The following is a 16,981-nucleotide window of genomic DNA, read 5'->3' as shown; positions in this document are numbered from 1 at the left end:
GAGAAAAAAGACTATCAATACTAATATTTTGTGTTGTCCCTCCTTCTTCTATGACAAGAGAATTTGAAATTTTCTTAGCTTGATCGAAATTTTGTTCAGTAATTGGCAAATAACTATATCTGATATCATAAATTGAGGCTGTTCCTTCAAATTCATCATCGCCAGTAGCTGTCCAACTTAGCGATATCGAGTTTGTTGTACTATCAATAACAATCAAGTCGATTACTTTTGCAGGAGGAATAGTATCAATAACATTTTGATAATAATCGAATCCATATATTATTATTTCTGAAACATTTGAAGTTGGAGTATGTTTGCCTATTCGCAAATAGCGTGTTGTAACTGCCACATTATGCTGATTCCATGCTAAATATCCGGTCAATTGATCAGAGATTATAGGTATCCATTCGACTTGTGTACCAATATCAACTGTAAATTCTCCTGTTGCATTAACATCGTATAAAAACACTTTAGATAAAGTATATGGTTTTCCTAAATCTATTACGGCATAGCAAGGATAAGGTATTGAACTTTGAAAGCCAGTACTCCATTTTTCCGAAGGATTTCCGCCAGGACTATTTGCCGGATCTCCTGAGAGGATTTGTTCATCGACTAAATTACCCGCATCGCCAAATCCAGAAAGATTGTTAACCATAGAAGGGTCCATGTAGATTTTTGATTCTGTCGGATTTACACCATTGTCATAGGCGTATAAAACTAATTCTGCAAAATGTGCGGCACCATCGGTTAAAGTAAAACGCAAATATCTTGTAAAAATATCAACATTATGTAACTCCCAGTTTTTGTAGGAATCTAATGGATCGCTTAACAAAAATTGCCAATTACCAGGTTCTCCATATTCGATATTTACATAAGCTGATCCATTCAAATCGAACAGATATATTTTTTTTATATGGTGAATTGCACGCAAATCGATATACGAGCTCACCGGAAAAAGAGAGCTATTAATATCAGAAGATGAACAAGTAGTTGGTTCATAACTTGAATTGGCAGGATCTCCACACAACAATTGTTCATCTATCATACGTTCCGGGAAACCAAAACTATGTTCGTTTAAAACTTGTGATGGTTCTAAAACTAATCTATATTCGCCCTGAGTTTGTGAAGCTAAAGTTGTAATTTCTATAACATTAGACATATCACTACATCTAATGCTTGCTCCTCCATACAAGTTTGGGTTTGTATTTGGGATGTCTCCAACGACTTTCAATGCAAAAAAATAGATTTTATTTGCTTGTAAATTTGGTATTTGAGCATATTGTACTGTTCCTGCCGAATCAGGTATATTTATCAATGGATATGATGCTCTTGAGTAAAAATTTTGCTCAGTAATAATTTCTGTACTATATCTGAAATCATATTCTGTGATATTTCCAATTAAGGAATCTGTAACAACATCTGTCCATTGCAGGTAAGCTATATTTTCAAAAATTGAATCAGATTGAAAATCTGAAATTGAAGGTATTTGTGGAGCTACACTATTTACATAAACAACAACTTCAGTAAAATAAGCACCAGAGCCTGTATGAGTAAATCGAATATAGCGAGTATTACAAGAAACAAAATGCTCTTTCCATTTTTTGTACTTATCTAATGGTTCAGTTAAGAGATATTGCCAATTGCCGGGTTCACCATATTCAATTATCATATCTTTAACATTATTGTAATCGTAAAAGTAAATACGAGAAATGTCGGTCATTGAGCCTAAATCGATATACGCACTTGCTGGAAAGTATGATGCAGAATAACCTACTTTCCATTTTGTTGATGGAGCACCCCCATTTCCATTTCCAGGATCGCCTGCAATTGCTTGTTCGTCAACCATAGATCCGGCATTTCCAAAGCCTGATTCGTTTGTAACCATCGATGGAGAAAGTATCAGTTTTGAATCTTGAGCTATAGTTGTGCTAATACAAAAAAAAATATATATACATATAGATAATGAAAGTATATTATTAAAAGTTCGAGTAAAAATCTTTCTCATATTTTTGAGTTTTATATTGATTTATAATTTGTTATTCAATTAGTATAATTGTATTTTTTTTGAAATTAGATTTTCATCATCAATAATACTAACAAAATAGGAACCCGATTGAAGATGAGACAGATTTGCCTGACAAATTGTTTCAAACGAATTGTTTACAGTTGATTCAAAAACCACTCTACCTGAAATATCTCTAACAACAATCTCTCCTTCGAATCCTTCCGGCATTTCAATATTTATAATATCATTAGCAGGATTTGGATAAACCGAAAGTTCAAAATCTAATATTTGCTCGCTTAATGATTCTTTTTCAGCTTCACTATTCATGGTGAAATTTATAGTTTTAAGCATTATTTCTCCAGAATATTCATGTCCGGGATTTACATATATAATAAGGTATGGATTTGAAGAGTAATCAATGCTCGAAATAATATCAGAAAGGTCGAATTCTAAATTTTGAAACTTGTCCATTCCAACAATGCTTTCTTTGATTCCTTCAAAAATTGTATTTCCATTACTAAAATCGACTCTGATATCTATGTTTTCAAATGATTTGAATTGAATATTACAAATAGAATTTTCAATAAAATTTCCATTAGTTAAACTTAGCGTGAATGCCTCCCAAGGAGATTTTTCCATACTGACAACAACTACATCTTCCATTTGCTCTAACAAAAAATGAGAATTCCCGAAAAGTTGATCAATTTCAACATTTTGAGCTTTAGTGTATGTTAAAAATAAAAAAGTAGTTAGTAAAAAAGTGAGTAGTATGTTTATTGTAATTTTCATGTTGTTTGCAATTAAAATTTATAAGTTTATCAGTAAAATGTTTTTGATTAATGAACAATTTATGATACGCCATTTCTACAAAATGGTTGTTAAGTTTAAAATATTTCAGGTCAGGACAAACAACAATTTACCTATATATATCTAATTATCAAGGCATTTTTAGACTAAAATAAGACATAAAAAAATTTCCTTTACATTCGAGTTAGAATTTTAGTCAGGCAAAATAATCATTTCGTCAAAAAACAATATTTTTTTTTGCCTATTATCCTTAAAGAAATGGCTTGCACCGGCGATTTTAATCATTTAAAATGAAGGCTTAAAAAAAAACATATCCAGAATTTTCAACTTTTCAATAAATGAAATAAAGATAAAATTCATCTAAAAACTGGAATCCTCTGAAAGAAGACTATTACTAATTCTCGCTTACAGATTTCTATGATATTTTGATTAGACTTTTGTATGAAGTTCTACCACAGTAATTTCCGGCAACATTCCAATTCGCCCTGGAAAAGCAATAAATCCTAAACCAATATTTACATATAAATATTGGTTTTTTTCATTATATAAACCAGACCATCGCTTATAAATAAATTTCACAGGGCTCCATTTTATTCCCAAAACATCAATTCCCATCTGCATTCCGTGAGTATGCCCTGAAAGTGTTAGGTCTATATTTGTTTTTGAAACTACCTGTTCGTCCCAATGAGTTGGATCGTGCGACAATAGGATTTTGAAATTATCGGGTTCGACATCTTCCACTGCTTTTTTCAAATTACCATATTGTGGAAATGGTGGCAAACCCCAATTTTCCACTCCTATAATCGAAATTTCCTGATCATATATTTTTATCGTATCGTTTTGGTTTAACAATAAATTGAAATTTATTTTCTTGAAATTATCAACCAAATCTTTTTGATTCTGATTTTTTTCATCACTCGATTTCCAGTCGATATAGTTACCATAATCGTGATTGCCAAGTATTGCATATTTTCCATATTTTGCTTCAAGGGTTTGAAGAATATCGATAAATTCTTCCATTTCGTTTGCAAAATTATTTACCATATCCCCGGTAAATAAAATTAAATCTGGATTTTGTGCATTGATTATGTTCACCGCCTTTTCGACCTCATCAGGGCTTCCAAAGAAACTTCCGATATGGAAATCAGAGATTTGGACAATTTTCAGACCATCGAAATTTGAGGGCAAATTATTGAAAAATAGGTTTTGGTTTTTTATCTTATAGTTACTTCTACCTTTAGTGATAGCATATAAAATTGAAAAAAAATGAATGGAAGCAAACACAATTCCAATTTGAGAAATAAATTTTGTTCTTGATATTTTAGGTAACTCATCGGTAGAAACATTTCCTATATTTCTGATTTTCTGTACTAAACGCTTAATCAATTCTGAAATATCTTCGATAAAATGAAATATCGTAAATGCAATTTTTGGAATAAAAACCAATGCCCATAAACCAATAAATGTAAATATTTTATGATATTCCTGACGACTGTCAATTTCGCGAGTATCGGGTAGCAAAACCAAAAAAGAGAATAGATATAAAAAACTTATAAACCAATAAGATATGTATATAGAAATTTTCGGTGTTTTTCTAATTATTCTTTTTTTTATAAGTATTCTAATTCCTTTAAAAACGTATAAATCAAGCAAAAGATTTATAAGAACAATTATTATTGTTGGGAGATATGTTCTCATACAAAATTGATAGTTTTAGATTTAAAGAATCTTTAGAAATTATGGAAAATACATTAATGATATAATTCTAACAATCATAATATCAGTAATTTTGGCAAATTCTTAATCAATTTTTTCAATATAATGAATTCCCCTTTTGGCAAGCTCATCTATAATGAATTCGTAACATTTTTGATTTTTCCCAAGAAACTCAGGAACAGTAATCCCCACTTGAGTGTAAATGTTACTAATCAACATTCTGATTGCAGAACTCGCTGTATATCCTGTAGTTCGTGCCATAGAATGTGTTTCTGATTTAGAATCGTATCTGTCGAACAAATCGTATGTGAAGGATTTATATTTTTCATTTTTATATCCTTCAACAAGAATTTTCATAACAGTAATATCATGCTGGTTTTTCTCCAATTTCCATTTTGGAAAAAGTATTTTTGAAGTGAAATCTAAAGGACTAATTTTTACCCCATTTATTTCAATTTCATTTTTATCGAAAAAACCGGTTTCTCTAAACAATTTCATTTTTTCGACATGTCCAGGATATCTTAAAGTTTTTTCTTTCATGTTTTTTCCGTCTATGGTGTAAGCCAGCGAGCGTAAGCCATCACTATTAAAAGCTTCAAGTGTGCCGATTTTTGAAAAATCCATCAATTCACATTCGGTCAATGCTGGTTTTGTTACAACTTGAAAATTCTCTATTAGACGGGCAGGTCGGGTATATTCTTCAATTACATCTATTGGCGAAAAAACTGCTTTATATTCGAATGGTTTTTGGCGAATCTGCGGTAATCCTCCAACGTAAATTTCTACATTTTCGGTTTTGTCTAACAAATTATGAGCATGTCCAACTAAAATATTGCTCATACCGGGAGCTACACCACAATCGGTAATCGCAATTACATTATTTTTTTTTGCTAATTCATCGAGCAGAAATGGATCTTCAGGAAAAAATGCAATATCAACAACATTTTTTTTCGATTCAATAACTGCTTTTATTGTTTGAAATCCCATAAATCCGGGAACTGCACTTACTACAAAATCAAAATCTTTAACTATTTCTTTCACTGAACCGGCATTCGATAAATCGCGGCAAATAGCTTTTATCGCGGTATTCTCAAACTTTTCTAAAGGTTTTGCATCTTTATCTACAATGCTTATTTTAAAATTTTTGTCTTTTGCTAAATCAAAAGCTATTGGTGCACCCACCAAACCAGCTCCGAGAACTACTATTTTTGTCATAATTTTAATTTCACTAAGCAATAAATATCATAAATATGGAAATTGTGAAGATAGAGTTTATCAATTTACTTGAGCTGGTGTTTTATTTAATATCAAACAATTCAGCGGGATTTATTTTAAATTGCAGCATTTTAGCAGTATCCCTGCCACCATCACCGCCTTTTCTTTGCATGGTGATTCTTCCTATCTTGAAATTTCCTCTTGTAGAAATCACAATTTCTCCATTACCAAAGAAATTCATACAAAAGTTCATAGGTTTTAATATCCACCTTGCATTCTTTTCAATTTTTTGAGCAACTAACATCCATTCAGCTGCAAATTTTCCACGTCCTTTTAATATGTCAGATATGATTAATGATTGATTTTTATTCAACCATCTAATTATATTATTTTGCTCCATTTTCGGTAAATTCAGTTGCAAACATTCTTCGATTATCTTTTGGGCTTTTTATTGTAGGCTTTTCTTCGCCAGTATATCTTCTAAGAATAGAAACAATATTCTTTGGAATATCCCACATTTCTGCATATTTATCAACCCAACGTTTATCTATTTGATTATATCCTTTCGAATTACTTACTAATTTAACTTGTATATTTTCAACATCAATTGCTTTTTTCAATTTAATAATTACTTGAACTTGAACATCAGTTTTATATCCAGAAATTTTTACAGCTTCAACAAATTCAATTTCTGAAAGTTCATACTGCATCAAAATTAACCAATTCTGAGCATCTTTATCAATTTCCCATTCGTTAAACTTTTTCACAATATCGTCTTCATTTCTGAAACCGTTCTTTGCAGTTTGTGAACCTTTTTCAACTAAATCCATGTTATTTCTCTGTAAACAAGTTATTCATCGTATGCAATTTTAATCTCTTTTCAGCAATTTCTACATATGTTTTAGAAATTTCAGAACCTATCCACCTTCTATTTAATATATGTGCAATTTTTGCAGTTGTTCCACTTCCCATAAATGGATCATATATAAGCTCTGATTCATTAGTCCATGTATTAATCTGGTCAGCTACCAATTTTTCGGGAAATATTGCAGGATGATTATATGCTATCTTGTCTTTGGTTGAAATTCCACCACCTATCGAATAAAAAAACACATTACCAACTTTTTTTTCAGTTGTCCGTTCAACTTTTTCATAGTTTAAGGAACCTTTTTGCCCTCTGTTTTTCATATTGGCAAGTCCCTGATATTTTGTTGGTTCAGTCAATGGATTAAATGTTTTTGGACTTCCTTTTGATAATACAAACATATATTCAAAGTGTTGATGATACCTTTTTCCTGTTTGTGGCATTGGGTTATTCTTATAATAAATCATAGTGTCGTGAAGCCTGAAGCCAATTTCTTTGAAATACAATGCTTGTTTGAATGATGTTCCCGACTCACTTCCTGCAATTGTTGCATCTGCAACAACCCAAACAATTATTCCCCCATTTTTTAATACTCTGAATAATTCACATGCTATTTTCTCAAATTCAAATTTATAACCATTATAATTTCTAATATCGTCGTAAGGTGGCGATGTTATTATAAAATCAATGAAGTTGTCCGGAATATTGCGCATTGTAATTAAACAATCCTCATTGTATATTTTTTCAAGTTCCATTTTGTAAATTTAACTATTGATAAATAATATGCACAACTTATCCTGTCTTTTTAAAAAGTTCGGTCCTTATCTAATTTCAGCATCAAATTCATTCTTGAAAGCAAAAATGAATTTTTTCATAATTTTATCTATTTGCTTGTCAGTTAGCGTTTTGTACATATCTTGCAGAATGAAACTAATTGCATATGATTTTTTATTGTCAGCAATTTGTTTGCCTTCGTAAACATCGAAAAGCGAAACATTTTGCAAAAGTTTTCTTTCAGTTTTGTAGGCAAGATTTTTTATTTGTTCAAATTTGATATTTTTATCTATCAATAATGCCAAATCTCTTTTAACTTCAGGATATTTTGGAATTTCGGTAAATAGAATTTTATTTTTTCCTATTGATGAAATAATATTATTCCAATGAAAATCGGCATAAAATACTTCATTTTCTAAATCAAATTTTTTCTGTAGTTTTTTTGAAACCACACCGAATTCAACAATTGACTTTTTTTGATAAGAATAGTTCAGCCCAGAATTGAAAAATTGATTGTTGATTTCTTCAATATTTATAGCATTGATATTTATACCAATTTTTGCCAAAATCCCTTCAACATAGCCTTTTAGATAAAATATATTTGTTGGCTCAACTTTCAAATTCCAACTTGCCATTGTCTTATTTCCGGAAAGAAACAGTGCAAGATGTTCTTCTTCGAGAAATTGTTTTTTAATTTCTTCATTAAAATTATCGGAAATTTTTGAATAACAAAAACCAAATTCGAATAAATTTTGATCGAATTTTTTCCTGTTAGAATTGTATGCAATTGCCTCAAGTCCACCGAACAACAAAGATCTTCGCATAGTATTTAAATCTCGACTCAAAGGATTTGAAATATTAACATTTTTTGAACTATCAAAATTTTCTATATTTTCATAGTAATCCTTTTTTGTGAGCGAATTTGCCATCATTTCGTTAAATCCGTTGCTTACCAAAAATTCGGCTACTTTGTTATTAATATTCTCTTTGTCAGGTTTTTGAGCAAATTGCAGTGAAGAATTTACATGATTTGAGATTTCGATATTATTATAACCGTATATTCTCAATATTTCTTCAACAACATCTGCTTCTCGCTGAACATCAACCCTATAAGTAGGAATTTCAATATTTAATTCTTCTTCATTTTCGCTAAGAATATTTATGTCAAGCGATTCAAGAATTTTCTTTATCTCATTTTTCTGAATAGATTTTCCTATAAGTCTCCATATATTGAAATATGTAATTTTCAGTTGGATAGGCTCAATTTTTTCAGGGTAAATGTCAATAATATCGGAGCTAATTTTTCCTCCGGCTAATTCTTTAATTAAAAGTGCGGCACGTTTAAGTGCATAAATAGTATTATTTGGATCGGAGCCTCGTTCAAATCTGAAAGAAGAATCGGTATTTAAATTATGAAGCTTTGAAGTTCTTCTGACAAATGCTGGATTAAAATGTGCACTTTCGAGGAAAATATCTCTTGTTTTTTCAGTAACTCCAGAGTCAATTCCACCAAAAACTCCGGCAATGCACATTCCCAGCTCTTCGTTACAAATCATTAAGTCTTGCTCAGAAAGTTCTCTTTCGGTTTCGTCTAAAGTTGTAAATTTGGCTTTATTCGGAAGAGTTTTAACAATTACTTTGTTTCCTGAAATTTTTTCGGCATCGAAAGCATGGAGAGGTTGCCCGGTTTCGAGCATTACATAATTCGTAATATCAACAACACTATTTATGGGTTTCTGATTTACTGAAAGCAATCGATTTTTCAACCAATCGGGCGATTCTCTTACATCAAGTCCTGAGATAGTTATGCCAGAATATCGCGGACAAGCCCCCTGATTTTCAACAAAAACTTCAATTTTTGAATTCCGGTTGTCTATTTTAAAATTCTCAACAGATGGTTTTACAAGATCAATTTTGCGAGTTTGTTTCAGAAAAGCAACAATATCTCGAGCTGTTCCATAGTGCGAAGCTCCATCAATTCTGTTTGGAGTGAGTCCGATTTCAAATATTGTGTCATTTTCAATTTTGAAATAATTTTTTGCTAATTCTCCTACTTTAGCATTTTCGTCTAAAACCAAAATTCCATCATGTGAAGTTCCAAGTCCAATTTCATCTTCGGCACAAATCATGCCCTCAGAAATTTGTCCTCTGATTTTATTCTTTTTTAGTTTTATCTGATCATCGCCGATAAATAATGTAGTTCCAATTCCTGCAACCACAACTTTTTGTCCGGCAGCAACATTTGGTGCTCCACAAACAATATTCAGCAAATTATCTTTTCCAATATCTACCGTAGTTAGGCTAAGTTTATCAGCATCAGGATGTTTGAAGCAGGTTTTTACTTCACCTATGACTATGCCTTCTAGCCCACCTTTTATCGATTGAAATTTTTCTATTCCTTCAACTTCCAACCCAGTATCGGTCAAAATTTCCGAAACACTTTCAACATCTAACTCAATATCAGCATATTGCTTTACCCAATTATAAGAAATCTTCATTCTATTTTTATTAATTTTATGAACCGAACAAAAGTAAATAAATTTTAAAAATATTTTTGTTACGAAAAAATGATTTTTCTATCTTTGCCGAACTTTATTGGAGAGGTGGGAGAGTGGCTTAATCCAGCAGTTTGCTAAACTGCCGTACTCGTGAAGGGTACCGGGGGTTCGAATCCCCCCCTCTCCGCAAAATAATTTTAACTAATCAATAACAATCCTTTAAGGAATTGAATATCAATAGTAATAGGTGCAAGCTACTGAATTAATGATATAAGACGAGTAGAACTTTGAAGGAGTTCAATTCCCTGAAATTCAACTCCTTCAGGCTTATTCTACAAATTGCTGAGCAACCCGCATTTCATAAGGACTGAATAACAATCAAGTCCTATCAGACTTGTTTTCATAATATTAATAAGTGCTGAGTAGTTACAGAATACTTATAAATTTCATACTTTATGAAGTAGATATATATTTATGATACAATTGCTACAACAAATAAATTCCTAATAATAATTTTCAATAGGAATATAAAAACTCCAAACTTTTTTTAATTTTGTAGCAAATATGGAAATTATCTAAAATACTTAATATTATGAATAAAATATTTAATAAAGTAAAAGCTGGCGTGATTACCGGAAATGATGTTCAGGAAGTTTTCAAAATTGCTAAAGAAAATAAATTTGCACTACCCGCTGTAAATGTAATAGGCTCACATTCAGCCAATGCAGTAATGGAAGCAGCACGTGAAGTAAACTCACCTGTTTTTATACAAGTATCAAATGGCGGTGCTGTATTTTTTGCCGGCAAAGGAATGAACAACGAAAATCAAAAAGCTGCCATTTTTGGTGGAATTGCTTTTGCCAAACATTGTCATGTTATAGCTGAAGCTTATAATGTACCTGTAATTCTTCATACCGATCATGCAGCAAAGAAACTCCTACCCTGGATAGATGGATTGTTGGAAGCTGGAGAGAAACACTTTGCCGAATATGGCAAACCACTGTTCAGCTCTCATATGCTAGATCTTTCAGAAGAACCAATCGAAGAGAATATTGCAATTTGTAAAGAATACCTTAGACGGATGGATAAAATCGGTATGACTTTAGAGATAGAATTAGGTGTTACAGGTGGTGAAGAAGACGGCGTTGATAATACTGAAGTGGATAATGCACTGCTCTATACCCAACCATCTGAAGTAGCATATGCATATGAAGAGTTAAGCAAAGTTAGCAACAGGTTTACCATTGCAGCAAGTTTTGGTAATGTTCATGGAGTTTATAAGCCTGGAAACGTAAAGCTTACTCCAAAAATTTTAAAGAACTCACAGGAATATATTCAGGAAAAATATAACACAAATCATAACGAAGTAAACTTTGTTTTCCATGGAGGATCAGGTTCCAGCCGTAAAGAAATTCGTGAAGCAATAAGTTATGGTGTTATAAAAATGAACATTGATACAGATACTCAGTGGGCATTTTGGGATGGTGTGCGTCAGTACGAAAATAAAAACCACGATTATCTTCAGGCCCAGATTGGCAATCCTGACGGTGCTGATAAACCCAACAAGAAAAAGTACGATCCACGAGCTTGGGTTCGCGAAGGAGAAAAATCTATGGTTGAGCGTCTTAAATTAGCTTTTGAAGATCTAAATTGCCTTGATACCCTGTAAACGAAAATAAACAGTTCTAATAGCCACGGATTATTAAACAGAAATTCGTGGCTTTAACAGAATCTGATTTTTCAAATCCCAGCAAATTGCTTAGATAAAGAAATATAACTAAGACATTGCTAAGAAATAGCTTGCCCATTCAAGCTGCTATTTTGCACGCAAACTTCCTTAAAAATACTCGCCGTAGCTAATGGCTGCCTATGTTATTGCCTTGTTATTGCACAAAATAACTTCGCTTACTTTGATCAACTTATTTCGTAGCAAAGCCTAAACAAAAATTTGTGCTGAAAATAGTTTTAACCGAAATAATTGCATTAAAAAAAGTCCGACAAATTTTTGCCGGACTTTTTTAGTTTTATAGATTATTAATTTTATTCCTTTATATCTTCATAATCAATGTAATCGCCTTCGTCCTTATTTACTTTTTTTGCAGATTTTGGTTTATGATCTATTGTTACTTCTCCTTTTCTTTTTTGTTCTGCTTGTGAAGCTTGATTTGGAAAAGAATTAGTCATTTTTTTCACAAATCGCTTCATTAGAAAAGGAAACAATAACCTTCCTACATGTTTCATTAAATAAAAAAACATAAATAAGAAAAATACATATGTCAGAAACTTAATCATAATAGATATTTATTCCGATAATAAATATTTACATTGTTTAAACTAATCATGGTAAAAATTAAAAAAGTCTCAGCAAATGTTGAGACTTTTTAAAATATTTATGCTTGTGCAGTAGGACCGCCAAAATTCATCGGCATTGCTGGACCGCCCTGTTTGACCTCTTTTATGGGGCCATGTATCGATTCAAATTTCTTAACATTTTCGTTTAGAGCGAGCATTAATCGTTTCGCATTTTCAGGACTAAGAACTATTCTGGACTTAACTTTTGCTTTAGGAATTCCAGGCATTATTCTCACAAAATCAACTACAAATTCTGATGCTGAATGAGTAATTACAGCTAAATTTGAATATGTACCCTGTGCCACTTCATCACTTAACTCAATATTTATTTGGTTTGGTAATGGTTTATTTTTATCGCTCATAATTTCAATATCTAAAATTTAAAACATGTTTACTATTCAATGATATCTTCTTCAGGTTCGTCTTCATCACCTTGTTTGGCATGACCGAGTAAACTTTCATACTGTTCCATAGAACCTACAATTATATCGTTGTATTCTCTTACACCAGTACCTGCAGGAATCAAATGTCCACAAATTACATTTTCTTTCAAACCTTCCAAATCATCAACTTTACCGCGGATTGCTGCTTCGTTCAGAACTTTTGTAGTTTCCTGGAAGGAGGCTGCCGACATAAAACTTTTTGTTTGAAGTGCAGCCCGAGTAATTCCTTGCAAAACCTGACTGGCAGTAGCAGGTACAACATCGCGAGATTCAATCAATTTTAAATCTTTTCGACGAAGAATTGAATTTTCATCCCGAAGTTTTCTTGCCGAAATTATTTGACCAGATTTAAATAGAATAGAATCTCCCGGATCGGATATAACTTTTTTACCGTAAATATCGTCATTTTCTTCCTGGAAAGCCCATTTATCAACGATTTGTTTTTCAAGGAATTTTGTATCACCAGGATCAACAATATTTACTTTACGCATCATCTGGCGAACAATAACCTCGAAATGTTTGTCATTAATTTTTACACCTTGCAAACGATACACTTCTTGAACTTCATTTACAATATATTCCTGAACTTTTGTTGGACCTTTAATCGCAAGTATATCTGCCGGAGTTATTGCTCCATCAGATAGTGGAGTTCCGGCTTTTACATAATCGTTTGCTTGAACTAAAATTTGTTTAGAAAGCGAGACGAGATATTTCTTGACTTCTCCTGTTTTTGATGTAACTATAGTTTCTCTATTTCCTCGTTTGATTTTTCCAAATGCAACCTCTCCATCAATTTCGGAAACTACCGCTGGATTTGATGGATTTCTTGCTTCGAATAATTCCGTAACTCTTGGAAGTCCACCTGTGATATCACCAGATTTTCCTGTAGCTCGCGGAAGTTTTACTAAAATCTGACCACTCCTAACTGCATCTCTTTCCTCAACAATTACGTGGGCACCAACCGGCAAGTTGTACGATTTCAATATTTCACCATCCTCAGAAACAATATTTACACTTGGATTTTTAGTCCTATCTCTTGTTTCAACAACAACTTTCTCTTTCAGACCAGTTTGTTCGTCCGATTCTACTTTATAGGTTATGCCTTCGATCATATGTTCGAAATCGACAAAACCAGAAGCTTCAGAAATAATAACCGCATTGTATGGATCCCATTCACAGATTACTTCATCTTTTTTGACAGTTGCACCATTCTTGATAAACATTTTGGATCCATATGGTATGAAATGCGTTGAGAGAACTACATTTGTAGTTTTATCAATAATTCTAAGCTCTGCCAATCGTCCAATCACTATATCAAATTTGTTCTCTTCATCGTCAACATATTCAACTGTTCTGAGTTCGTCTATGTCTGCTATTCCATCGAAGCGAGAAATAATGCTAGATTCAGTTGTAATATTCGAGGCTGTACCACCAACGTGGAATGTTCTAAGTGTTAGCTGAGTTCCGGGTTCTCCAATAGATTGAGCAGCTATTACTCCAACTGCTTCGCCCCTCTGAACCATGCGTCCTGTTGCCAGATTTCTTCCGTAACATTTTGCACAAACTCCTTTTTTGGATTCACAAGTTAAAACCGAACGAATTTCGACTTGCTCAACAGGAGAATCTTCTATCAATTTTGCAATTTCTTCAGTAATTTGAATACCTGCATCAACAATTTTTTCGTTGGTCAATGGATTAAAAACATCGTGAACTGTTGATCTACCAAGAATTCTTTCGTATAAAGATTCAACTATTTCTTCATTATTTTTCAATGCTGTTGCATTCAGCCCACGAAGTGTTCCACAATCGGTATCCTGAATAATCACATCTTGTGATACGTCAACCAATCGTCTTGTCAAATATCCTGCATCGGCAGTTTTCAAAGCCGTATCAGCCAAACCTTTTCTTGCACCGTGAGTAGAAATAAAATATTCTAATACTGATAGACCTTCCTTAAAGTTCGCTAAAATTGGATTTTCAATAATTTCTGAACCTGTTGCTCCAGATTTTTGTGGTTTCGCCATCAGTCCCCTCATTCCGGAAAGCTGACGAATTTGCTCTTTCGAACCCCTTGCGCCAGAATCTAACATCATATAAACAGAGTTAAATCCTTGTTTATCTGTAGATAAACGCGACATAAGTGTTTTTGTTAGTCGAGCATTTGTATGTGTCCAAATATCAATAATCTGATTGTATCTTTCATTGTTAGTAATGAAACCCATATTATAATTCGAGAGAACTTCATCGACCTGATCGTATCCCTCGTTTACCATATCTTGCTTGTCGCTTGGAATTAAAATATCGTCGAGATTAAATGACAATCCGCCTTTGAAAGCCATTTTGTAACCCAAACTCTTGATTTTGTCTAAGAAGTTGGCAGTGGCAGAGGTACCGGCAATTTTTAGCACTTTTCCAATTATATCTCTTAATGATTTTTTTGTAAGAAGTTCATTGATGTATCCTACTTCTGGTGGGACACTTTCGTTAAAAAGTATTCTTCCTACAGTAGTTTCTATCAGACGTTCTACTTCTATTCCGTCTTTTAATTCTCTAATTTTTACTTTTACTATTGCATGAAGATCAACTTTTCCTTCATTATATGAAATATTTGCCTCTTCAGGAGAATAAAAAACTAAACCTTCACCTTTTACTTTTTCGGTTTCAGTACTTCTCTTTTCTTTGGTTATGTAATATAATCCAAGAACCATATCTTGAGAAGGTACCGTAATTGGTGCTCCATTTGCAGGATTCAAAATGTTATGAGAAGCTAGCATAAGCATTTGAGCTTCAAGAATCGCATTATTGCCAAGTGGTAAATGTACAGCCATTTGGTCGCCATCGAAATCGGCATTAAAAGCTGTACAAACCAAAGGGTGAAGTTGAATAGCTTTTCCTTCTACCAGCTTAGGCTGAAATGCTTGAATTCCAAGCCTATGAAGCGTTGGAGCTCTATTAAGCAAAATTGGGTGTCCTCTTAAAACATTTTCTAAAACATCCCAAATTACAGGATCTTTTCTGTCAACAATTTTCTTAGCAGATTTTACAGTTTTTACAATACCTCTTTCAATTAATTTTCTAATAATAAAAGGTTTGTAAAGTTCTGCTGCCATATCTTTCGGTATTCCACACTCGTGAAGTAGCAATTCAGGACCTACAACAATAACCGAACGAGCCGAATAATCTACCCTTTTTCCAAGAAGATTCTGACGGAATCTACCTTGTTTTCCTTTTAGACTATCACTCAGCGATTTAAGTGGACGGTTAGCGTCTGTTTTAACTGCATTAGCTTTTCTTGAATTATCGAACAATGAATCGACAGATTCTTGAAGCATTCTTTTTTCATTACGAAGAATAACTTCAGGTGCTTTAATTTCAATAAGCCTTTTTAGTCGATTGTTACGAATTATTACTCTACGATACAAGTCGTTAAGGTCTGAAGTTGCAAATCTTCCTCCATCGAGAGGTACAAGCGGACGTAGTTCTGGTGGAATTACCGGCACTACTTTAATTATCATCCATTCTGGCTTGTTCACTTTTTTAGAACCTCTAAAGGCTTCAACAACTTGAAGTCTTTTAAGCGCTTCATTTTTTCTTTGCTGAGAGGTTTCATTGTTTGCTTTGTCTCTAAGAAAATATGAAAGAGCGTCTAAGTCGATGCGCGACAACAATTCAAAAAGTGCATTTGCACCCATTTTTGCTATAAATTTATTTGGATCGCTATCGTCAAGAAGTTGGTTGTCTTTTGGTAGAGTTTCAAGAATATCTAAGTATTCATCTTCTGTAAGAAAATCTAAATATTTTACTCCATCAGCTTCTTTTACACCAGTATTGATTACAACATATCTTTCGTAATAAATTATGGTATCGAGTTTTTTTGTAGGCAATCCTAACAAATACCCAATTTTGTTCGGAAGCGATTTGAAATACCAGATGTGTGCAACCGGAACCACAAGCCCGATATGCCCCATTCGTTCACGTCTGACTTTTTTTTCTGTTACTTCAACACCACATCTATCGCAAACTATTCCTTTATATCTAATTCTTTTATATTTTCCGCAATGACATTCGAAATCTTTTACAGGACCAAAAATTCTTTCGCAAAATAATCCATCTCTTTCTGGTTTATATGTTCTGTAATTTATAGTTTCGGGCTTCATTACTTCCCCGGCTGACTTTTCAAGAATTTCTTCTGGTGATGCCAAGCCAATAGAAATTTTAGTAAAATCGTTTTTTACTTTATTTTCTTTTCTAAAAGCCATATTTTTATTTTTAGGATTATTCTAATAAATTAAACACAAGTTCAACT

The 16,981-nt window shown here is 32.7% G+C and carries 10 protein-coding genes, 1 tRNA gene and 1 pseudogene; 2 read left to right on the top strand and 10 right to left on the bottom strand.

Annotation, left to right across the window (positions count from 1 at the left end; translation table 11 throughout):
- The 7 genes and pseudogenes from HN894_11765 to HN894_11735 form a co-directional block, all read right to left on the bottom strand.
- Nucleotides 1-2,005, bottom strand: a 2,005-nt coding sequence (locus tag HN894_11765) for a hypothetical protein (protein ID MBT7143997.1), incomplete at its 3' end; no start/stop codon positions are given.
- Between the two features lie 39 nt (nucleotides 2,006-2,044).
- Nucleotides 2,045-2,794: a T9SS type A sorting domain-containing protein gene (locus tag HN894_11760; protein MBT7143996.1), complete on the bottom strand. Its 750-nt coding sequence runs from the start codon at nucleotides 2,792-2,794 to the stop codon at nucleotides 2,045-2,047.
- Between the two features lie 447 nt (nucleotides 2,795-3,241).
- The gene (locus HN894_11755) at nucleotides 3,242-4,510 is read right to left on the bottom strand and encodes a metallophosphoesterase (GenBank protein ID MBT7143995.1); all 1,269 of its coding nucleotides are present in this window, start codon (nucleotides 4,508-4,510) and stop codon (nucleotides 3,242-3,244) included.
- A gap of 102 nt (nucleotides 4,511-4,612) precedes the next feature.
- Nucleotides 4,613-5,746, bottom strand: coding sequence for a saccharopine dehydrogenase (locus tag HN894_11750; protein MBT7143994.1), 1,134 nt, complete (start codon nucleotides 5,744-5,746; stop codon nucleotides 4,613-4,615).
- A gap of 79 nt (nucleotides 5,747-5,825) precedes the next feature.
- Nucleotides 5,826-6,573 (bottom strand): annotated as a pseudogene (locus HN894_11745) (type II restriction endonuclease).
- A gap of 1 nt (nucleotide 6,574) precedes the next feature.
- Entirely contained in the window at nucleotides 6,575-7,363 is a 789-nt protein-coding gene (locus HN894_11740) for a site-specific DNA-methyltransferase (protein MBT7143993.1), read from the bottom strand.
- Nucleotides 7,364-7,429: 66 nt separating this feature from the next.
- Nucleotides 7,430-9,880, bottom strand: coding sequence for a phenylalanine--tRNA ligase subunit beta (locus HN894_11735; protein MBT7143992.1), 2,451 nt, complete (start codon nucleotides 9,878-9,880; stop codon nucleotides 7,430-7,432).
- Between the two features lie 99 nt (nucleotides 9,881-9,979).
- Between HN894_11735 and HN894_11730 the strand changes: the two genes are divergently transcribed.
- Both HN894_11730 and fbaA read left to right on the top strand, forming a co-directional pair.
- Nucleotides 9,980-10,067, top strand: a tRNA-Ser gene (locus tag HN894_11730).
- 402 nt (nucleotides 10,068-10,469) lie between these two features.
- Nucleotides 10,470-11,549, top strand: coding sequence for a class II fructose-bisphosphate aldolase (gene fbaA, locus HN894_11725; GenBank protein MBT7143991.1), 1,080 nt, complete (start codon nucleotides 10,470-10,472; stop codon nucleotides 11,547-11,549).
- A 371-nt stretch (nucleotides 11,550-11,920) separates the two neighbouring features.
- Here the strand turns inward: fbaA and HN894_11720 are convergent, their stop codons facing one another.
- The 3 genes from HN894_11720 to rpoC all read right to left on the bottom strand — a co-directional run bounded on the left by HN894_11720 (nucleotide 11,921) and on the right by rpoC (nucleotide 16,934).
- The gene (locus HN894_11720; GenBank protein ID MBT7143990.1) at nucleotides 11,921-12,064 is read right to left on the bottom strand and encodes a hypothetical protein; all 144 of its coding nucleotides are present in this window, start codon (nucleotides 12,062-12,064) and stop codon (nucleotides 11,921-11,923) included.
- Between the two features lie 206 nt (nucleotides 12,065-12,270).
- Nucleotides 12,271-12,594 carry a DUF3467 domain-containing protein gene (locus HN894_11715; protein ID MBT7143989.1) on the bottom strand — a complete coding sequence of 108 codons (324 nt, stop codon included), beginning with the start codon at nucleotides 12,592-12,594 and terminating at the stop codon, nucleotides 12,271-12,273.
- A 32-nt stretch (nucleotides 12,595-12,626) separates the two neighbouring features.
- Complete coding sequence (gene rpoC / locus HN894_11710; protein ID MBT7143988.1) at nucleotides 12,627-16,934, bottom strand: DNA-directed RNA polymerase subunit beta'; 4,308 nt, start codon at nucleotides 16,932-16,934, stop codon at nucleotides 12,627-12,629.
- Between the last annotated feature and the right edge of the window lie 47 nt (nucleotides 16,935-16,981).

This window comes from Bacteroidota bacterium (genome assembly GCA_018692315.1).
Lineage (GTDB): Bacteria > Bacteroidota > Bacteroidia > Bacteroidales > JABHKC01 > JABHKC01.
The sequence above is the reverse complement of the archived record's forward strand: the minus strand, read 5'-3'. Positions and strand labels throughout refer to the sequence as shown.

Bases quoted from the DNA above. Each gene is read 5' to 3' on its own strand.
- HN894_11720 (MBT7143990.1), bottom strand. From the start codon at position 12,064: ATGACTAATTCTTTTCCAAATCAAGCTTCACAAGCAGAACAAAAAAGA.
- HN894_11735 (MBT7143992.1), bottom strand. From the start codon at position 9,880: ATGAAGATTTCTTATAATTGGGTAAAGCAATATGCTGATATTGAGTTA.
- HN894_11740 (MBT7143993.1), bottom strand. From the start codon at position 7,363: ATGGAACTTGAAAAAATATACAATGAGGATTGTTTAATTACAATGCGC.
- rpoC (MBT7143988.1), bottom strand. From the start codon at position 16,934: ATGGCTTTTAGAAAAGAAAATAAAGTAAAAAACGATTTTACTAAAATT.
- HN894_11760 (MBT7143996.1), bottom strand. From the start codon at position 2,794: ATGAAAATTACAATAAACATACTACTCACTTTTTTACTAACTACTTTT.
- HN894_11715 (MBT7143989.1), bottom strand. From the start codon at position 12,594: ATGAGCGATAAAAATAAACCATTACCAAACCAAATAAATATTGAGTTA.
- HN894_11755 (MBT7143995.1), bottom strand. From the start codon at position 4,510: ATGAGAACATATCTCCCAACAATAATAATTGTTCTTATAAATCTTTTG.